The organism is Clostridium nigeriense (assembly GCF_050585245.1).
Taxonomy (GTDB): Bacteria; Bacillota; Clostridia; order Clostridiales; family Clostridiaceae; genus Clostridium; species Clostridium nigeriense_A.
In genome coordinates, this window is sequence record NZ_JBNOOF010000007.1 from 36,698 (window position 1) to 56,746 (window position 20,049).

Below are 20,049 nucleotides of genomic sequence, written 5' to 3' on the forward strand. Positions count from 1 at the left end.
AAGTAGTATGAGTAGTATTAGGAGAATAAAAATGGCAGGGAGAGTTAACTTTAAAAGCATAAAAGTTAATAAAAATTATTATTATATCTATTATAGGTAGGCTTTGTATTTATAAAATTATTATAGATACAAGCCGTTAGTAAAATTTAGGGTTTGTATCTATGATGGTTATAATTATTAGCGATGCCAAAAATTAAGTTGATTAACCACATAGATAATCTATGTGGTATTTTTTATTTTGATAATTAACCACATGGGAAAACCTATGTGGTTTTTATTATATATTAGAAGGAGAGTAGGTTATGAAGAAAAGAGAACATTTTGCAAGTAGTGCAGGATTTATAATATCGTGCATAGGAGCAGCAGTAGGATTAGGGAATATATGGATGTTTCCTTATAGGTTAGGACAAAATGGAGGTGCAGTATTCTTAATTCCATACTTTATATTCGTTTTAGTCTTAGGATATATAGGTCTTATTACTGAATTTACTTTTGGAAGAACAGCAGAAGCTGGATCATTAACAGGAATAAAAAAGTCTTTTGAGAAAAAGAAACTTAAGGGTGGATTATTAGTAGGTGCTATCCCAGCAATAGGTTTAGCTGGTGTGTTTATGTTTTATAATGTAGTAGTAGGATGGATAATAAAATACTTCACTATTAGTGTAACTGGAGAAATGAAAAATATAGATGTAAATACGTATTTTAATAATTTTTCAGGAAGTAATGAGAGTATAATATGGAATGCTATTGCAATATTTATAGCTCTAATTATTGTAGTTATAGGAATAAATAAAGGAATAGAAAAAGCTAATAAGATAATAATGCCAATACTTTTTATAATTTTTTTATTGTTAGCAATAAGATCTCTAAGTTTACCAGGATCTATAGAAGGAGTTAAATATCTATTAACTCCTAAATGGGAATACTTATTTAAGATAAATACATGGGTCATGGCTCTTGGACAAGCATTTTTTACTGTATCATTAAATGGATGTGGTATGGTTGTATATGGTAGTTATATAGGAAGAGAAATGGATATACCAAAGGCAGCTATAAGTACAGCAATTTTTGATATTATTTCAGCCTTACTAGCAGCATTTGTAATAATGCCAGCGGTATTTGCTTTTGGGCTAGATCCAATGTCAGGACCACCATTATTATTTATAACTTTACCTACTATATTTAAGGCAATGCCAGCGGGTGGATTAGTATCAATATTATTTTTCTTAAGTGTAATTTTTGCAGCTATAAGCTCATCAATTAATATGCTAGAGGGGCCTGTGGAAGCCTTAATGTCCCAAAGTAAGTTAAGTAGAAAAAAAGCAACTATATTAATAGCTATAGGCTTATTTATTTTATCAATACCTTTGAACTTAAATATGGATTTATTTAATAGATTTTCAGATTTTATTACAATAGTTATATCTCCTTTAGGTGCATTAATAGTTCTTATTATATTTTATTTTATGAGAGATAAAAAAGAAATTTTAAATGAAATAAATATGGGTGCCAAAAGAAAGGTAGGTAATAAATTTCTTATATTTGCTAAGTATGGATTTACATCAATAACTATTTTAGTAATAATTTTAGGAATAATCTATGGAGGAATATAGACTTTTATATAGAGAAAAGAGATGATGTTAATAGCATCATCTTTTTTATTGAAAAATTTATCAAAGTTTATTGACAAATAATCCTAATGGATATACAGTTAATTACATGAGTAATGAACTAAATAACGAAAGAAACATATATTATAATATAAAGTTAAAAGGAGGTAGTCATGAATTTAGATTTTTCTAGTGAAATACCTATATATATTCAAATAGCACAATCAATAGAAGATGGTATCTTAAATGGAATATTTAAGGAAAATGAAGCTATACCATCAACAACTGAAATATCAGTTAAATTTAAAATTAATCCAGCTACTGTAGCAAAGGGATTTAATTTATTAGTTGATGATGGGATTATCTATAAAAGAAGAGGTGTTGGAATGTTTGTTTCAAGTGGCAGTAAGAATATATTAAAACAAAAAAGAAGAGATAATTTTTATTCTAATTATATAGTTTCATTAATTGAGGAAGCAAAGAAGCTTAATATATCTACTGCTGATATCATAGAAATGATTAAGAGGGGGAATAGCTAATGGCATTAATAAAAGTATCTAATTTAACAAAGGAATATGGAAAGCATAAAGTTTTAGATGATGTTTCATTAACCATAGAAGAAAATAAGATATACGGATTATTAGGAAGAAATGGTGCAGGAAAAACAACTCTTTTAAATCTTATGACTAATAGAATATTCCCAACTGAAGGTAGTATAAAAATAGATGATGAAGATGTAATTGAAAATAGTAATGTTTTAGGTAAAATTTATTTTATGACAGAACAAGATCTATATCCTGAAGGAATGAAAATTAAAGACTTATTTAAATGGTCAAAGGAATTTTATGAAAGCTTTGATATGGATTATGCCTTGAACTTAAGTAAAAAGTTTGGACTTAATACTAATAAGAAGTTTAAAGAATTATCTACCGGATATTCATCAATTTGTAAGATAATTATAACTTTATCATCAGGAGCAGAAGTATTACTTTTTGATGAGCCTGTTTTAGGGTTAGATGCTAATCACAGAGATATATTCTATAAGGAATTAGTTGCTAATTATATTGATAAACCTAAAACTATAATTTTATCAACTCATATTATAGAAGAGGTTTCTGAGATTTTAGAAAAAGTAATAATAATTAAGGATGGGAAAGTATTAGGAGATAAAGAAGTAGAAAGCTTATTAGGAGAAGCTTATTTAGTATCTGGTGCTGCTGATAAGGTTGAAAAATATATAGAAAGTAAGAAGTGTATTAATATAGAATCTATAGCAGGATTTAAGGCAGCAACTATTATAGGAAAATTAACTGATGAAAATAAAATACAAATAAGAAATTTAGAATTGGAAACATCAAAGGTAGAATTACAAAAACTATTTATCCACTTAACTGGAGAGGAGGAAGTAAAATAATGAAATTAAAATCTATAATAAAATATAATCTTAATAGTTTAAAAGCTTCAATAGCAATTTATTACTCAATTTTCATTACTGTATGCGTAGCTTTATTAGTGCTTTCTTCAAGTAGTAATGGTTCTGCATCTTCATCTGGATTAGAGATATCATCAGCAATATTTATATTTGTTGCAGGGTTAAATCTATTTAAAGAAAATTTCTATTTTATGAAGAGTAATAATGTATCTAGAAAGGACTTCCTATATGGAACAGCAGCATCTATGATACCAGTTGCTTTATTTATGTCAATTATAGATATAATAATTAATCGTATTTATAATATATTTATGAGAAATCCAACTATTTACGATATGGTTTATGCTAATATAGGAAGTGGAGAGTGGTATTCTTCTATTAACTGGGTTCAAAATAATAGTATAGGAACTTTATTTAATAGCTTTATGTTTCAAGCTTCAGTATGTTTATTTGCAATTTCTTTGGGTTTCTTAATAACTATCATTTATTATAAATGTAACAGTTTTATGAAGGTAGTAGTGTCTATTTCTCCAGTGGTAGTATCTATCTTAACAAATATAATAGGAACAATTTATCCTAATCTAATGATAAATATAAATAAATTTATAAATAGTATATTTGGATTTAATACTCAAAATGTATATTCTGCTATACTAACCTTTGTAATATTATTTGTAATTTTTATAGGAATATCAAGGCTTTTAACTAGAAAAGCAATAATTAAACAAGGATAATACTTGGTGCTTCCGCACAATGTAAAATGAATAATAAAAAATGCTGTATAAGAAAAAATGAATCTTCTTATACAGCATTTATATTTTAAGAAATTATCAAAAGTTCTTATTAAGAAGAATTTTAAATAATTTCTTTTAAATTTTAATGGGTATATAAAAGTTTACGATTATCTGGAACAAATCGATGGAATAATTAACTTACATATATCCAATAATTTCTATAATAAATATATGAATACACAAATAAAGTGACATAAGCTTCCTAGGATAATAAATATATGGAATATTTCATGAAAACCAAATTGTCCAAACTGAAGATTCTTAGGCTTAAGACCATAAATAATTCCACCTACTGTATAAAGTACGCCACCTAAAACTAATAGAGATAAACTTATAGGCGTTAAAGCTTGTGATAAGGGTTTGAGCATAAATATAGCAGCCCAGCCTAAGCCTATATAAAGGGCTGTTTGTAGCCATCTTGGACAGTTGAACCAAAGCATTCTAAATAGTATACCAGCTATTGCAATAGAAGCTATAGTTGCAAAGAACACAGTTCCTTTAGATCCTCCAAGAGCAATTAAACAAAATGGCGCATAAGATCCGGCTATTAATATAAAAATCATAGAATGATCTAATTTTCTAAGTCTGAAAATAATTTTATCACTAGTTATTACTCCATGGTAAGTTGCTGAAACGCTATATAGTAGTATTAAGCTAATACCGAATATTACTATTGAAACAATTGCAACAGTAGATGAGTTAGTTAGTATACCTTTTACTAGCATTGCAATTAAAGCAAAAAGTGAAAGAATAGCCCCCACTAAGTGAGTTAAACTATTGATTGGTTCCCTAAAATATTTTTCCAAAATAAACACCTCTTCACATATAGTTTTCAAAACTACGTATTGTTATTTATATATTAATAAAGCACATTTTAAAAGTCAAAGCTCAAAAAAACTCAAATATTTAGAAAAATTTATATATTTAATTAATTTTCTTGAATTATCTAATGATTACTAGTATATTTAAATACATACACATTAATAAGTAGTTTACAAAACTATGTGGAGGAAATTATGGATAAAAATGAATTGATGGAAAAATTTAGAGAATTAAACTTGCAAAATCAACTAACATTAGATGAGATGCCAGAGATAGATTTATATATGGATCAAGTTACTCAGCTATTTGATAGTAAGTTTAATGATAGTAAAAGAACAGAAGAAGATAAGGCTTTAACTAAGACTATGGTAAATAATTATGCTAAGGGAAAATTACTAATGTCTATAAAGAATAAGAAGTATAGTAAAGAACATTTAATACTAATGAGTCTTATTTATAATTTAAAAGGAGGACTATCAATAGGAGATATAAAAAGTTCATTAAATAAGATAGTTGCAACCTTTGAAAATGGAGAAGAATATCCAATTAGAGAATTATACAGTTTATATTTAGAACAACATAATGAAGATTTAAATTATGTAGAAAAAACTATAGAGGAAAAGTCTAATAATATTGAAAAAATGATGTTAAATGAAAATATACAAGTAGATCAAGAATTCCAAGAAAACTTTTTACTACTTAGTTCCTTTATTAATATGAGTAATATGTATAGGAGAATGGGTGAAAAGTTAATAGACGAATATTTTAATAAGTTATAAGAGGTGTTGATATGAAGAATTCTATAATTTTAAAAAATGAACTTCAAAGAATAGATGGAAGAGGATATAAGGCATATAAGGATTTACAAGGACAATATGACTTTAAAGATTATATTCTAAGTATTGACTACGTTCAAGGAGACCCATTTGCATCACCTTCAAGATTAAGAATTATTATAAATAAAAATAAGGCTGGATTTCCGGAAGATTTAATAAGTGAGTATTATAAGAAAGTTGCAGTTTCAGACTTTTTAACTAGATTATTTTATTTTAATATAAATAAGTTTAGTGAAAAGATATTTGGTTCAGGAAAAAGTGGATTAATTGCTATAAGTAGATGTCCACAAGAAATATTAGAAAGAACATCAGTAATAATAAATAGAGACAATATAGAAGCGAGATTTTATGTTGGTTTTCCAGCTAAGGGTAGAACTGTTTTAGCCAGAGAATTAGAAAAAATTTTATATAATGTTATACCGAGTATAGTTGAAAATACATTAATATATAAAAATATTAATAAAGCTAAAGTAATAGATAGGGTTAAATTAGTTCAAGATCAAGAATATATAAGGTCAGAGATTACTAAGAGAGGGTTAATTGCATTTATAGCAAATGGGTCAATATTACCAAGAGAAAGCGGCGTATCACAAAAGCCATTAAAAAATGCATTACCTTTTAAATCTCCTAAATCATTAGAAGTAGAAATTAATATTCCTAATAGAGGATTAATTAAAGGAATGGGAATTAAAAAGGGGGTAACTTTAATTGTTGGTGGAGGTTATCATGGTAAATCAACTCTTCTAAATGCTTTAGAACTAGGAGTATATAATCATGTTGAAGGTGATGGAAGAGAATTTGTTATTACAGATAATACAGCAGTTAAAGTTAGAGCAGAAGATGGAAGAAGTATTAAAAATACAGATATTTCATTATTTATAGATAATCTTCCTAATGGAAAAGATACTATAAGATTTACTACTGAAAATGCTAGTGGAAGTACATCTCAAGCTGCTAATATAGTGGAGGCTATAGAATCAAAATCAACGGTTTTACTTATAGATGAAGATACATCAGCAACTAACTTTATGATTAGAGATGATTTAATGCAAAGCTTAGTCTCTAAAGAAAAGGAGCCGATAACTCCATTTATTGAAATAGTTAGGCCTTTATACAGTCAAAAAGATATTTCAACTATATTAGTTATAGGTAGCTCGGGAGATTACTTTGATGTAGCAGATTGTGTTATACAAATGGATAATTATGAAGCAAAAGATGTTACAAAGGAAGCAAAGTCTCTTATGAGAGGAGAAATAAATAAAAGAATAGAAGAAAAAAATACTAAAATAAATATAAATTTCAATAGAAAACTTCAAAAGGGAACTATAGAAAGCACCTATAAGGGTGTAAAAATAAAAACTATGGGGTTAAGTAATATAAATATTAATAATGAGAATATTGATTTAAGAGCAGTAGAGCAAATAGTAGATAATGAGCAACTAAATGCTATTGGATCTATTATGAAATATATAGAAGATAATATGATGGGAAAAGATTTATCTTTAGAGCAGGCTGTAACTGAAGCGTATAAGGAAATAAAAAGAAATGGATTAATTTCTATTGATACGATAAAAGGTGGTTCAGGAAGCATGTCATTACCTAGAAAGCAAGAAATTATGGCAGCCCATAATAGATATAGGAATTTAAAGATAAATAAGTAAATTATGATAATATTTTATTTTTTATAAGACTTGAGATAAAAAATATCAAATGAGATTTAAATAGGTTTTAAATGATAATTAGGATAACTTAACAAAATTATTGAATAACAATAAATTGGTTGATATAATAAGTATAATAATGGAAATAAAGTAGTATTATATTAGGGGGATGAGTATGTTAGAGGTGAAACCTTTAGATGATGTGATGAATCATTTTCAATGGATATTTATTGCTTATATAGTCTTATTTATTATAGTATGCATTAATTTTTATAAAGCAATAAAGATCAGAAAGAAATTAATAAATAATAATGCAATTAGAAAATCAATTCAAACTTTAGATTTGATTATTGATATTTTATGTGGATTAGCTATGTATGCAGGACTTATGTTTCAAGGGGTATTAGCAGATAATAACGCCCTAAATTGGACTTATTGGAATGATATACTTATAATAATCTCCATGGTAAGCTTAATTATTTTTATATTAAATGTAATATTAGTTGTTAAGAAAAAGAAAATTGATTATTAGTAAAAAACATTAATATAAATTACTAATAAAAAGTAGGGATAAATTAATTAAATAATTCAGGTTAATATGATTGTCCTATAGGGTATAAAATATATTCTATAGGACTTTTATTTATAAATAATTTATTGGAGGTATAATTATGGGTTCATATAATGAGACAATGGATAATCTTCTTATAAAAGAAGTAGAGGAAGGAAGAGTTGTAGGGGCTAATGTGTTAGTTATACATAATGGAAGTGAAATTTATCATAATACCTTTGGTTATTCAGATAAGGAAAGAAAGATTGCTATGAGCAGAGATACTATCTTTAGAATGTATTCTATGACAAAACCAATTACTGCAGTAGCAATAATGATACTTGTGGAAAGAGGAGAGATAGATCTTAATGATTCTGTGAGCAAGTACTTTTCTGAATTCTCAAACCAATTAGTGTATAGCTTGAATGAAGAATTAGAAGATATAAAGAGGGACATTACTATAAATGATTTACTTAATATGACGGCTGGAATTCCTTATCCAGATGAAAATCATGAATCAGGTAGACAAATGGGAAAACTTTTTAGAAGTTTCATAGAAAGAAGAGAAAAAGGAGATTCGCCAGATACTCAGGAATATATAAGGGCTATTGCAAGAGTTCCGTTGGTACAGCAACCAGGAGCTAAGTGGGTATATGGTTTATCAGCAGATATTCTAGGAGGAATTATTGAAATTGTAACTAATAAAAGGTTTGGAGAATTTATTAAGGAAGAAATATTTTACCCTTTAGAAATGAAAGATACAGCATTCTTTGTGCCTAAAGATAAATTAAATAGATTTGCACAAAATTATATGTGGAATGAGGAAATGAATACTTTAGTTCCATTTGAAAAAAGTCATCTAGGAGAATATTATGGAGAAGATGTAGCTTATGAGTCTGGTGGTGCAGGACTAGTTTCTACCATTGATGATTATAGTCATTTTGCTATGATGATGGTAAACAATGGGGAATATAATGGAAATAAAATTCTAGAAAGAAAAACTATAGAGCTTATGACAAAAGATAAGCTAACTAAAGAGCAAAAGGCTGATTTTATTTGGGATGGAATGAAAGGTTATGGATATGGAAATTTAATGCGTATATTAATAAATAAAGAAGAGGCTGAAACTAGTGCAAACATTGGAGAATTTGGATGGGATGGATGGACAGGTAATTTTGTAAGCATGGATCCTAAAGAAAAGATAGTATTACTTTATTTTATACAAAGATGTGATTCGGGGGTTACTCCTATTGTTAGGAATCTTAAAAGGGCTACTTACGAATTCATAAGTTAATATAAAGTTAAGGGAATAAGGCTGTAGTAAGATCAGCCTTATTAAATATTATGTTAAAGTATATTCAGGATTAAGAATTTAATATTTTCATTAAATCCTTTAGATTTGCAATTTCATATGTAGGTTTTAGTGTAGTTGAGTTTTTAACCTTTTTAAAGTTTGTCCAACAAGTATCTACACCGAAATTAATGCCCCCCTGGATATCAGAAGTTAAGCTATCGCCAATCATTAATACTTTATTCTTATCACTATAGTTTAGATCTTTTAGTGCAATTTCAAATATTTCAGGGTTGGGTTTTGATACCTTTACTACCTCAGAAATAACTATTGTATCAAGATAATTTGCTATAATAGATTGTCCTATTCTTTTAGATTGAACATCTTTAAGGCCATTAGTAATTATAGCTATTCTATAATTTTTACTTAGCTCCTTAATTATCTCGAAACTATCCTCATATAAAAATGAAGCATTGGCTAAATGTCTTATGTATGCTTTAGAAAATTCTACTGCATCAAAAGGTACATTTAATTCTTCAGATAATCTTCTAAATCTTTCTACCTTTAATTTCTCCTGAGTTATTAGACCTTTTTCAAATTCTAACCAAATACCTGTATTAATTTCTTCATAAATCTTTAAATGATAATTTTCATCATATTCCATATTAAATTCACGAATACTATTTTCAAAAGCTTGCTTTTCAGATTTCTTAAAATCAAATAGTGTTTCATCTGCATCAAATAATAAAATTTCGTATTTCATATATAACCTCCATAGTTGTATCATTATATATAAATATTATAACAGCTTGGAATTAAAATCCATTAAATCATTAGATTAATAAATATGATTATAGATTTATTTTATTGTTATGCAAATCTTTTTTGTAATTACATAACTTATATTAAAAATAATAGAAATTTTAATTATATTCTTATTTTCTTCTATATTAGGTTATAATATTTATAATAAAATAGAATATAAAAGATTGGGGAATCGGATATGGGAAAGGCATATAAAATACAAAAACCTAAGTTTATAGATGAGCTTGAAGAAATAGAAAGGATAGAAGATGAAGTAGTTAGATCTGAAAAAATACAAAATAAGATAATAGAAAATGTAGAAATAGATTATTTGAATGAAAAAGGCTTAACTATAGATTCTTGTATATTTAGAAATACTACATTTAATGAGTGCTCACTACAGAATATAGATTTATTAGATTCAGTTTTTGAAAATTGTGATTTATCAAATGTAGACTTTGGGGGAGGAAGTATTCATAGAGTTGAGTTTATTAATTGTAAACTACTTGGAGCAAAGTTTGATGATTGTAGTATAAAAGAAGTATTATTTAATAACTCAATTGGTAAGTATATGAACCTTTCTTTTTCAAGACTTAAGAATATTATTATCGATGATTGTAATTTCTCTGAGGGAATTTTTCAACAGGTAAAATTAGATAAAGTTATATTTAATGAAACAGATTTAACTAATGCCTACTTTAATAAAACAACTTTAAATAAAATAGATTTTACAACTTGTGATATTACAGGAATAGACGTTGAAATAGAAGATTTATCAGGAGCTGTAGTTAATACTATGCAGGCATTAGATTTAACTAGACTTATGAATATAGTAGTAAATAATAATTATTAATTTACAAAAGGCTGTCTTTGAGACAGCCTTTTACATGTTAGAATATAAAATTTGCTATAAGAACTATTACAGGTAGTGTAATTATAGTTCTTTCTATAAATATTATTAATAGTTGCTTTAACGATACAGGAATTTTTGATCCAAGTAGAACTCCACCTACTTCAGACATATATATTAATTGAGAAACAGAAGTACAAGCAACTATGAATTTAGTCATATCACTAGTGATAGAGTTAGCAGCTAAAACTGATGGAAGTAGCATATCTGCAAATCCAACTACTAGAGTTTGTGATGCTGCTACAGCTTCTGGAACTTGAAGTAGGTTTAAATAAGGGATAAACGGTAAACCTAAGACTTGGAACACAGAAGTATATTCAGCTATAATTAATGCAATAGTAGCAAGTGCCATAACTACAGGAAGAACTCCAAGCCACATATCTAAGACGTTTTTAAATCCATCTATTACAAAATCCTTAATTCCAGGATTTTGTTCAGCCTTTTCTAAAGCCTTTTTATATCCCCAAGAAAATGAATTATATCCTTCAGGAATTGTTTCATCATCTCTTTTTTCTTTATTATTGTAATATGTATTAGGAATACTACGTAAAGGATATATTCTTGGAAGAATTATTGCTGCAATTATTCCAGAAACAGTTACTGTTAAATAAAATGGAATAAATAAGTGAGATAATCCAACAGTATCTATTACTATTAAACTAAAAGTTATAGATACAGCTGAGAAAGTTGTGCTTATTACAGCAGCTTCTCTTTTAGAATAAAATCCTTCTTCATATTGTTTATTAGTTAATATTATTCCTAAAGTTCCATCACCAAGCCAAGAGGTAATACAATCTATTGATGAACGTCCAGGCAATGTAAATACAGGTCTCATAACTTTAGCAAGAACTGCACCAAAGAACTCTAATAATCCAAAGTTAAGTAGCAAAGGTAATAATAAACCAGCAAAAAAGAATATAGTAAATAAAATTGTAAGTAAATCATTTAAAACAAAAGATCCGGTTGCAGAATTTATTATTATATCAGGCCCAAAATTAAATAATGATAGAATGCAAAATACTGCACCTAAAATTCTAGCTATAAACCAAATAGTGCTTACATTAAATAAAGTATTTAAAAATTCGTTTTCCAAAATAAGGTCTGGTTTTAAAATTTTAGTAATTATACTGCATATTGCAGAAATACAAATGATCAAAGTAATTATAGTTGTTAAATATCCATCTAACATGGTTGCTAAGAATTTAGACATTAAAGCTACAGGGATAGTAATTTCTCCATTAAACTTAATAGGCACTATAAACAGCAGTATTCCTACTAATGATGGAATAATAAAAGTAAGTGATGACTTCAAAGAAAATTTATCATTAGTTAATTTATTCATTTTGTTCTCCTTTAAATTCAATTATTAATATTTATATATGGCAATTAATCTTAATACATTTTAAAACTAAAAATCAATAGATATATACTCAAAAACAACTAAAATTTATTTAAAAATTACATGTTAATATTTTCTTTTAATAAGGATAAACTAAATCTATTAAGTAACTAAAAGGAGAATCTAACTTATGAAAAAGAAAAATGTTTTAATATATTTAGTTATTTTGAATTTATTTGTACTATTAATAATTTTATTAAGCAAGATATCCCTATTAAAAAGCTTTATAGGAGTAATTTTTTCAGTAGTAGTTATACCAATAATATTTGGAGTATTTTTATTTTATATACTTAAACCGCTAAATAATATATTTGTTAAAAAGAAAATGAAAAGAGCCAGAGCTGCAGTTTTAACATTATTTATATTTTTCTTTATAAGTACTGGAATAATTAAATATTTTGGAGATTATTTTATTGAACAATTTTTATATATTAAGTCAATTTTCTTTAATATAATAAATGAAAGAGGTGGAATGAATTATATTAAAGATTTAGTTATAGGAAATAATTTAATGACTAATTATTATGATAAGTTTTTAGAAGAGATGCAAAATTATATATTTATATTAAGTATTAGTTTAAGAAAAATATTTGATAAAGGAATGCAATTATTTTCAGATATATTATTAATTATTTTAATATTGTTCTATTTACTTAAAGATGAGGATGATATAAAAGAATCTATAGTAAATATATTTCCAGGGAAATATAAAAATAAGATTTATGAGGTTGTAGAAGAGGGAGATGAAGTATTATCCTTATATATTATTGGGCAAGCAAAGGTAGCTCTATCTTTGGCGACAATGATGTTTATTGGATATAAACTAATAGGAATGGCAAGTCCATTACTTTTAGCATCTGTTACATTTATATTAGCTTTTATACCATTTGTTGGTTTCTTTATATCTTTAATACTTCCCTACATAATTGCAATAGCTTTAGGTTGGAATATGATTTTAAAATTATCTGTATTAGTTTTAATAGCTCAAACGCTTAAAGGGAGAATAGTTGTACCGTTAATTATGGGAAAAACAATGAAAATACATCCAATTACAGATATTTTCTTAGTAGTAGGAGCAGCATCTTTAGTTGGACCAATTGGGGCTTTTGTTGTAGTGCCGATTTACTCATTACTTAAAGTTATTTTTAAGTATTTTAATAAAGAAGTAGAAGAAAAGATAAAGGAGTTTAAAGAAGAAAATTAAAAGATTAGGCTGTAGAAAAAATATACAAAAAAATCTATAATTAAATAAAGAACAATAATGGGGGATTAGTAGGAATGAATTATAGAGATAAAATAAAAGAAGCTAATAGGATAGTTATTAAGGTAGGAACTTCAACATTAACATATGATAATGGAAGTATAAATTTAACTAGGATAGAAAAGTTAACAAGAGTATTATCAGATGTTATGAATTCGGGAAAAGAAGTTATATTAGTTACTTCAGGAGCAATAGGTGTTGGGGTTTCTAAACTAAAACTAAAAGAAAAGCCTAAAACTATAAGAGAAAAGCAAGCTGTTGCAGCAGTAGGACAATGTGAATTAATGCATATATATAGTAAGTTTTTCGGTGACTATAGCCATACTGTAGGTCAAGTGCTTTTAACTAGAGATGTAGTTGAAGATGACCATGTTAGAAATAATGTTTGTAATACTTTTGAAACATTAATCGAAAATGGAATTATTCCTGTTGTTAATGAAAATGATACAGTTTCTATAGATGAAATAGAAAATATAGTTAGATTTGGAGATAATGATAATTTATCAGCAATAGTTTCTAAGTTAGTAAATGCTGATCTTTTAATTATATTATCTGATATAGATGGATTTTATGATTCAGATCCTAGAAAAAATATAGATTCAAAGCTTATAAGAGAAATAACACAAATCACTCCAGAGCTTGAAGAGTGTTGTGGAGGTGCAGGAAGTAATTTAGGTACTGGTGGAATGATAACTAAGTTAACGGCTGCAAGAACAGCAACTGAGGCTGGAGTTCATATGATATTAGCCAATGGAGAAGATCCAAATATAATATTAAGAATACTAAATGGTAAAGAAATAGGAACTTTGTTTGTAAGTTGCTAAGTGAGTTTTTAAAGTATATAAAATATTGCAGGGAGTGATTAAGTATGCTTACTATTGAGATGTTAGGGAGAAATGCAAAAGAGGCTTCTTATGATTTAGGAGTATCATCAACAACTGAAAAAAATAATGCTTTAGAATTAATGGCAAATGCTTTATTGAAAAATAAGCAAGAGATTATAAATGAAAATAAAAAAGACTTAGATGTAGCTATTGGAAAAGGAATTTCAAAGGCTATGCTAGATAGATTATCTTTAAATGAAGATAGAATTGAAGATATGGCTAAGGGATTAATGAAACTTATAGCTTTAGATGATCCTATTGGAGAAGTTATAGAGATGTGGAAAAGACCTAATGGGATTCAAATAGGAAAACAAAGAGTTCCAATGGGGGTAATAGGAATAATATATGAAGCTAGGCCTAATGTAACTTGTGATGCAGCAGGGCTTTGTTTAAAAACTGGGAATGCAGTTATTTTAAGAGGTGGAAGTGAAGCTATAAATTCAAACAAAGCTATAGTAAAGGTGTTAAAGGAAGCTGTAAAAGAATCTGGTTTACCTGAATTTTTAATTCAATTAGTTGAAGATACTAGTAGGGAAACAGCTACTAAAATGATGAAACTTAATGAATATATAGATGTGCTAATTCCAAGAGGGGGAGCAGGTTTAATACAAGCTGTAGTAAAAAATGCAACAGTTCCAGTTATTGAAACGGGTGTTGGAAATTGCCATATTTATGTAGACGAGATTTGTGACTTTGAAATGGCTAAGAATATAATAGTAAATGCAAAAACCTCAAGACCAGCAGTATGTAATGCAGCAGAAAAAATGCTTATTCATGAAAATATAGCAAATAAGTTTTTACCAATTATTATTAAAGCCTTAAGAGAAAAGAAAGTGGAAGTAAGAGGAGATGAAAAAGTTAAGTCTATAATATCTGATATTATACCTGCTACTGAAGAAGATTGGGGTAAGGAATATTCAGATTATATAATTGCAGCTAAGGTAGTTAAAGATATAAATGAAGCTATTACACATATAAATAAATATGGTACAGGTCATTCAGAAGCTATAGTCACAAATAGCTATAAGAATTCTCAAAAGTTTTTAAATAAAATTGATGCAGCAGCAGTTTATGTTAATGCATCTACAAGATTTACAGATGGAGGAGAATTTGGATTTGGGGCAGAAATAGGAATAAGCACTCAAAAGCTACATGCAAGAGGTCCAATGGGACTTAAGGAGCTTACGACTACTAAATATATAATATATGGAAATGGACAAATAAGATAATAAAATTCAGGACAGAGATATTTTTGTTTTTAGACATATATATCTACTGTCTAATTTTTGTGCTAAAAAAATAATCTAAATTACTATTTCATATACTGATTAACTAACTCATAGCATCTAGATTTAGTATTATTTGATAAACTTTTAATACGACTTAAGGGTGCTATTGTTCCACCATTAAATTGATCATATGCTTCTTTAGATTTTTTATCTCTGTTTTCGATCCAAGCAAGTTCTTCATTTCTTAATTTATCTATATCTTCTTTTGACAATTGTACCTCTAATTTTGTATAAACTTCATTTAACATATTATCCCATTCAGTATATTCCTTATTAGCGGCATCAATCATATCTTGAGTTTTAGGACTAGCATACTTTTCCTTTAAGGATGTGTTTAAATTCTCTTCTAATTGATTTAATTTCTCCAAATAAATTTGCTTTGTAGAATATTCATCAGTAATATTCTCTTCATTTGATTTATCGATAGTAGTTTCTATTTTTTCTGAAGAAATTGATTGATCTTCCTTTTCATTAGTTTGTTCTTCAATTTTATTTATGTTAGTAGTACAGCCTGTTAAAAACAACGTAAATGGAACTATAATAAAAATTATACTTTTCATAAATTTTCTCATGAATGTTCTCCTTTATTTTTATACAACAAAATATATTATAATATATCTTCCAATGTTATACAAATAAGTTTTAAAAAACAAATTTTATTAATTAAATCCCAATAATAATATTTAACAATATAAAATAGCAAATTAAAAACTAATGTATAGTTTTTAATTTGCTATCTATGTGACATATCCTTAAGATTTATTTTTTAGTTTGTATGAAGATAATCCTAGTAGTATTAATGAAATTCCTAACAGTAATACTATAGTAGTAATTTCATTTCCTAAAGTTGCACCATAAAGTATATTGCTATTAGAAGCATTTATCCAAGTTGTTGGTATTACCTTAGATATGTTTTGTAGTACTGTTGGCATTATATCTCTTGGCCAGAAGCATCCGCCAAGCATTGCAAAAGGTAGTATTACAAGTGTACTTACTGTTCCAGATACCCTTAAATCTTTAGCATGTGTAGTAATAAATACTCCAAGAGAAATAGTGAATACACCAAATATTAGGAATAGGATATAGAGACTTAAAGGAGAATCTCCTAAATTAAATTTAAATATATATTTAAATACTAAAAAGTATAAGGTAATTTGTGCAAATGTAATTACTAAAAATGAAAGTAAGCTTTGGAATATATATTTAAATCTTGTTATTGGTGTAGTAAATAATCTTGTAAATACGTTTTTTTCTCTATCTTTTAGTATAATATTAGTTGCTGAAGTTGCTGAAAATAATAGATTAAGTACTATAAATGCCATAGCAGTATCTGTTTTGGACTTATTTCCTTCACCCTTATCTACACTTGTATAGGATAGTTTATAAGAGCCATCTGAGTAATATTTAACTGCATCATAAAACTTTTCTTCATCACCATTAGAGTTTTTAGCAAAAGTTTTTAGTATATTTATATAGTTATCTAATGAGGTTTTTATAGCTGTAGAAGTATTTCCTTCCTTTGCTTCATAAGTCTTTATTACAGGGTCTTCACCATTAATTAAAGACTGGGTATATCCCTCGGGAATAACTATTGCATAATCTATTTCATTATTAATTAAGTTATCTTGGATAGTATCTTCATCATCAAAGTTAACCTCTGCCTTATCTTTAATACTGTCAATTATATCTTCTGTAATAGCTGTATTGTCATTATCTATAATAGTAACCTTTAAAGGAGCTGTACCATTTGATCCTGAAAAGGCAATAATCATAAAAATTAATGGTAATACTATTAAAAATAGAAGATTTAATTTTTGTCTAAATAATCTTTTTAATGTTGCTTTAAATATTGTCATACTCTTTCACTCCTTCCTATTATATTTGCTCCTAAGAATAATAGGGCAGATATAATCCAAAGGCCTAATATATTTAAGAATACTTCTTTTGAAGCTCCTCCATAAATTGATTTAAACATAGCATTTGAAGCTAGATAATTAGGTGTTAATTTGGCTAAATAGCCAAGAATTCCACTGAAGTTTACCTTGACAAATCCTCCGCTCAAAAATGTAAATATAGGCACTATAACATTTAAAAGAGCAAGTCCTATTAGACCTTTCTTTGTTGCCATTACGACAAATATACCTAGCATTGTAGATAACACTGATAGTGAAAGTGCTGATAATAATATTGTTGGAATACTACTTCCAAAGGTTACCCCAAAGGCTAAATTTGAGATTAGCAATAGTATTAAAGCTTGAACCATGATTGTTATAACTACACCAACAGTTTCTCCAATAAATATTTCAGGAAGACTCAAGGGAGTAGATCTAAATCTATTTCCTACTGGACCATAATAAGATTTATCTATAGCAAAGTTAGCATAAATTGATCCATACATTATTATCATTACAAGCATTGTTATAGCATAATAATCTATAGCAGAAGGTTTTTTACCTGATACTGAAACTGCCTCATCTTGAAGATTATTACTTTGATTTAAAGTAAAATCTCTTGATTGAATCTTAGCTAAAGCTTCCATAGCATTTGCTGAAGAAGAATATGTTTCTATTATTCCTTTTACTATAGAAACTCCAAGTTGATTGTATTCAGAGCCAATTAGCTCAAGTTTACCAGAAGAATTTTCATCATAAACAACTAATGCATCATATTTTCTATTTTCAATTAATTTTTTTCCCTCTTCGATATCATTAACTTTTTCTACTTGAATTATATTTCTAAGTTCATCTAGTGTTATAAAGTTTTCAAAGGCCTTAGCACTGTCGGTTGAATCTTTATCTACATATAATAAATTTACTTTATCAACAGTTCTTGCAGTAAAGTCTTCATTATTTTTTAGTGCATTTCCTAAAATCAATATTAGAAATATTGGTATTAATATCATTGTTACAAGGCTTTGTACATCTCTTATTGATTGGAGTAGTCTGTATTTGACTATAGTTAATATTTTCATAAGGCAATACCTCCTAATCCCTAAGGCTTCTACCAGTAAGTTGAAGGAATACTTCTTCTAGAGAAGCTATGCTTCCATCTTCATGTTTAACTAAAGCCTTAAGTTCATCATTAGTGCCTCTTGCAATTATTTCTCCATGGTCTATTATGCAAATATCAGAACATATAGCATCTACTTCTTCCATATAGTGAGAAGTATAAATTATAGTAGAGCCTTGTTCATTAAGTTTCTTTATAGTTTCTAAAATATTATTTCTTGATTGAGGGTCAATACCTACTGTTGGCTCATCAAATATTATTAATTTAGGTTTATGAACAATAGCACAAGCTATATTTAATCTCCTTTTCATTCCACCAGAAAATTTGGGAGGAAAGTCTTTTCGTCTATCCCATAACCCAACAAATTCCAATGTTTCTTTAACTGCTTCTTTAAGTTGTTTTCCTCTTAATCCGTACAATTCTCCAAAAAATTTAACATTTTCTTCAGCTGTTAAATCATCAATTAAAGCTAAATCCTGAGGAACTACACCTAAGTTTTTTTTAATAAATACAGGATCTGATTTTATATTTTTTCCAAATATCTTAACTTCACCAGAGTATTTAGAAAAAAGTCCACTTAAAATACTTATAGTAGTTGTTTTGCCAGCTCCATTTGGACCTAGAAATCCAAAACTATCTCCTTCCTTAATATTTAACTCTTTTATGTCTACAGCTTTAAAATCTTTGTAATTTTTTACTAGATTTTTTATTTCAATTATCATATAAATTCCTCCTATATGAACAATGTTCATTTAAATATAATTTAATATTAATACTACAAGTTGCCTTGTACAAACTTAATATTTCCTTAAAATATCTAAAAAAGATGTAAATTAATTCAATATGGTTAGATAAGTTCTCATACCTTAAAAATTCATATTAAATGTATTTATTTAGATATTGAAAATTATAATAAAGCCATATAGTTTTAACGATGGATCTTTATAGAAAATATAAAACAATAATATTATAATGATAATAAATGATAAGTGTGATTGATAAGGAGTATTATATGAAGAAAAAATATGAAATTAGAAGTAAGTATTTTAATGAACTTAACATAAATGAGCTTTATGAGATAGCTAAGGCGAGATATGAGGTTTTTGCATGTGAACAAGAAATAACATGTGAAAATGATTTTGATGATAAAGATAAGAAGTGTATTCATTTATTTGCTATAGATAATGGAGATGGGTTTGATAAAGTAGTTGGATATTGTAGATTACTTCCTCCGGGACTTTCTTATGAAGATGCTTCAATAGGAAGAGTACTAGTATTAAAGGAATACAGGGGGAGGGGTCTAGCTAAAGAAATGATGCTTAGTGCAATTGATGAGATTGAGAAAAATTATAAAGTGAATAATATAAGTATATCTGCACAAAGTTATATTAAAGAATTATATAAGAGTGTTGGATTTAAAGAGGTTTCAGCAGAATATGAAGAAGCGGGAATACCGCACGTTAAAATGAAATTAGGAATATAATGGAGCAGGATGGT

20 protein-coding genes are annotated in these 20,049 nt (G+C 27.2%); 13 read left to right on the forward strand and 7 right to left on the reverse strand.

Annotated elements, in window-relative coordinates; all coding sequences use genetic code 11:
* The first annotated feature begins 302 nt into the window (after positions 1-302).
* From ACQPUY_RS11770 to ACQPUY_RS11785, 4 genes are all read left to right on the forward strand, one after another.
* Positions 303-1,613 (forward strand): sodium-dependent transporter, encoded by a 1,311-nt coding sequence (locus ACQPUY_RS11770; protein WP_430841425.1) that lies wholly within the window; start codon positions 303-305, stop codon positions 1,611-1,613.
* 170 nt (positions 1,614-1,783) lie between these two features.
* Positions 1,784-2,149, forward strand: a complete 366-nt coding sequence (locus ACQPUY_RS11775) for a GntR family transcriptional regulator (protein ID WP_430841426.1) — start codon at positions 1,784-1,786, stop codon at positions 2,147-2,149.
* Positions 2,149-3,024, forward strand: coding sequence for an ATP-binding cassette domain-containing protein (locus ACQPUY_RS11780; protein ID WP_430841427.1), 876 nt, complete (start codon positions 2,149-2,151; stop codon positions 3,022-3,024). The genes ACQPUY_RS11775 and ACQPUY_RS11780 overlap by 1 nt, the downstream gene beginning before the upstream one ends.
* Positions 3,024-3,776, forward strand: a complete 753-nt coding sequence (locus ACQPUY_RS11785; protein WP_430841428.1) for a hypothetical protein — start codon at positions 3,024-3,026, stop codon at positions 3,774-3,776. Before ACQPUY_RS11780 ends, ACQPUY_RS11785 begins: the two co-directional genes overlap by 1 nt.
* Positions 3,777-3,994: 218 nt before the next feature.
* Here ACQPUY_RS11785 and trhA read toward each other — a convergent pair whose 3' ends face one another.
* The gene (gene trhA, locus ACQPUY_RS11790) at positions 3,995-4,642 is read right to left on the reverse strand and encodes a PAQR family membrane homeostasis protein TrhA (RefSeq protein WP_430841429.1); all 648 of its coding nucleotides are present in this window, start codon (positions 4,640-4,642) and stop codon (positions 3,995-3,997) included.
* A 210-nt stretch (positions 4,643-4,852) separates the two neighbouring features.
* Between trhA and ACQPUY_RS11795 the strand changes: the two genes are divergently transcribed.
* The 4 genes from ACQPUY_RS11795 to ACQPUY_RS11810 all read left to right on the forward strand — a co-directional run bounded on the left by ACQPUY_RS11795 (position 4,853) and on the right by ACQPUY_RS11810 (position 8,999).
* On the forward strand, positions 4,853-5,437 hold the full coding sequence (locus ACQPUY_RS11795) for a DUF1836 domain-containing protein (RefSeq protein WP_430841430.1): 585 nt from the start codon (positions 4,853-4,855) through the stop codon (positions 5,435-5,437).
* An 11-nt stretch (positions 5,438-5,448) separates the two neighbouring features.
* Positions 5,449-7,155: an ABC-ATPase domain-containing protein gene (locus ACQPUY_RS11800; RefSeq protein WP_430841431.1), complete on the forward strand. Its 1,707-nt coding sequence runs from the start codon at positions 5,449-5,451 to the stop codon at positions 7,153-7,155.
* A gap of 175 nt (positions 7,156-7,330) precedes the next feature.
* Positions 7,331-7,687: a hypothetical protein gene (locus ACQPUY_RS11805; protein WP_430841432.1), complete on the forward strand. Its 357-nt coding sequence runs from the start codon at positions 7,331-7,333 to the stop codon at positions 7,685-7,687.
* 139 nt (positions 7,688-7,826) lie between these two features.
* Entirely contained in the window at positions 7,827-8,999 is a 1,173-nt protein-coding gene (locus tag ACQPUY_RS11810) for a serine hydrolase domain-containing protein (RefSeq protein ID WP_430841433.1), read from the forward strand.
* A gap of 70 nt (positions 9,000-9,069) precedes the next feature.
* On the opposite strand, the gene ACQPUY_RS11815 is transcribed toward ACQPUY_RS11810, so the two are convergent.
* Complete coding sequence (locus ACQPUY_RS11815; protein WP_430841434.1) at positions 9,070-9,759, reverse strand: YjjG family noncanonical pyrimidine nucleotidase; 690 nt, start codon at positions 9,757-9,759, stop codon at positions 9,070-9,072.
* Between the two features lie 240 nt (positions 9,760-9,999).
* Here ACQPUY_RS11815 and ACQPUY_RS11820 point away from each other — a divergent pair, with 240 nt between their 5' ends.
* Complete coding sequence (locus ACQPUY_RS11820) at positions 10,000-10,653, forward strand: pentapeptide repeat-containing protein (RefSeq protein WP_430841435.1); 654 nt, start codon at positions 10,000-10,002, stop codon at positions 10,651-10,653.
* A gap of 37 nt (positions 10,654-10,690) precedes the next feature.
* Here ACQPUY_RS11820 and ACQPUY_RS11825 read toward each other — a convergent pair whose 3' ends face one another.
* On the reverse strand, positions 10,691-12,052 hold the full coding sequence (locus tag ACQPUY_RS11825) for a YjiH family protein (protein ID WP_430841436.1): 1,362 nt from the start codon (positions 12,050-12,052) through the stop codon (positions 10,691-10,693).
* 187 nt (positions 12,053-12,239) lie between these two features.
* Here ACQPUY_RS11825 and ACQPUY_RS11830 point away from each other — a divergent pair, with 187 nt between their 5' ends.
* From ACQPUY_RS11830 to ACQPUY_RS11840, 3 genes are all read left to right on the forward strand, one after another.
* Entirely contained in the window at positions 12,240-13,313 is a 1,074-nt protein-coding gene (locus tag ACQPUY_RS11830) for an AI-2E family transporter (protein WP_430841437.1), read from the forward strand.
* Positions 13,314-13,387: 74 nt separating this feature from the next.
* Entirely contained in the window at positions 13,388-14,194 is an 807-nt protein-coding gene (gene proB / locus ACQPUY_RS11835) for a glutamate 5-kinase (protein WP_430841438.1), read from the forward strand.
* Between the two features lie 44 nt (positions 14,195-14,238).
* Positions 14,239-15,483: a glutamate-5-semialdehyde dehydrogenase gene (locus ACQPUY_RS11840; protein WP_430841439.1), complete on the forward strand. Its 1,245-nt coding sequence runs from the start codon at positions 14,239-14,241 to the stop codon at positions 15,481-15,483.
* A gap of 83 nt (positions 15,484-15,566) precedes the next feature.
* Here ACQPUY_RS11840 and ACQPUY_RS11845 read toward each other — a convergent pair whose 3' ends face one another.
* From ACQPUY_RS11845 to ACQPUY_RS11860, 4 genes are all read right to left on the reverse strand, one after another.
* Positions 15,567-16,115 (reverse strand): lysozyme inhibitor LprI family protein, encoded by a 549-nt coding sequence (locus ACQPUY_RS11845; protein ID WP_430841440.1) that lies wholly within the window; start codon positions 16,113-16,115, stop codon positions 15,567-15,569.
* A 180-nt stretch (positions 16,116-16,295) separates the two neighbouring features.
* Complete coding sequence (locus ACQPUY_RS11850; protein ID WP_430841441.1) at positions 16,296-17,399, reverse strand: ABC transporter permease; 1,104 nt, start codon at positions 17,397-17,399, stop codon at positions 16,296-16,298.
* Complete coding sequence (locus ACQPUY_RS11855) at positions 17,396-18,514, reverse strand: ABC transporter permease (protein ID WP_430841442.1); 1,119 nt, start codon at positions 18,512-18,514, stop codon at positions 17,396-17,398. The genes ACQPUY_RS11850 and ACQPUY_RS11855 overlap by 4 nt, the downstream gene beginning before the upstream one ends.
* A gap of 13 nt (positions 18,515-18,527) precedes the next feature.
* Entirely contained in the window at positions 18,528-19,274 is a 747-nt protein-coding gene (locus ACQPUY_RS11860) for an ABC transporter ATP-binding protein (protein WP_430841443.1), read from the reverse strand.
* Between the two features lie 290 nt (positions 19,275-19,564).
* Here ACQPUY_RS11860 and ACQPUY_RS11865 point away from each other — a divergent pair, with 290 nt between their 5' ends.
* Positions 19,565-20,035, forward strand: coding sequence for a GNAT family N-acetyltransferase (locus tag ACQPUY_RS11865; RefSeq protein ID WP_430841444.1), 471 nt, complete (start codon positions 19,565-19,567; stop codon positions 20,033-20,035).
* Positions 20,036-20,049 lie beyond the last annotated feature (14 nt).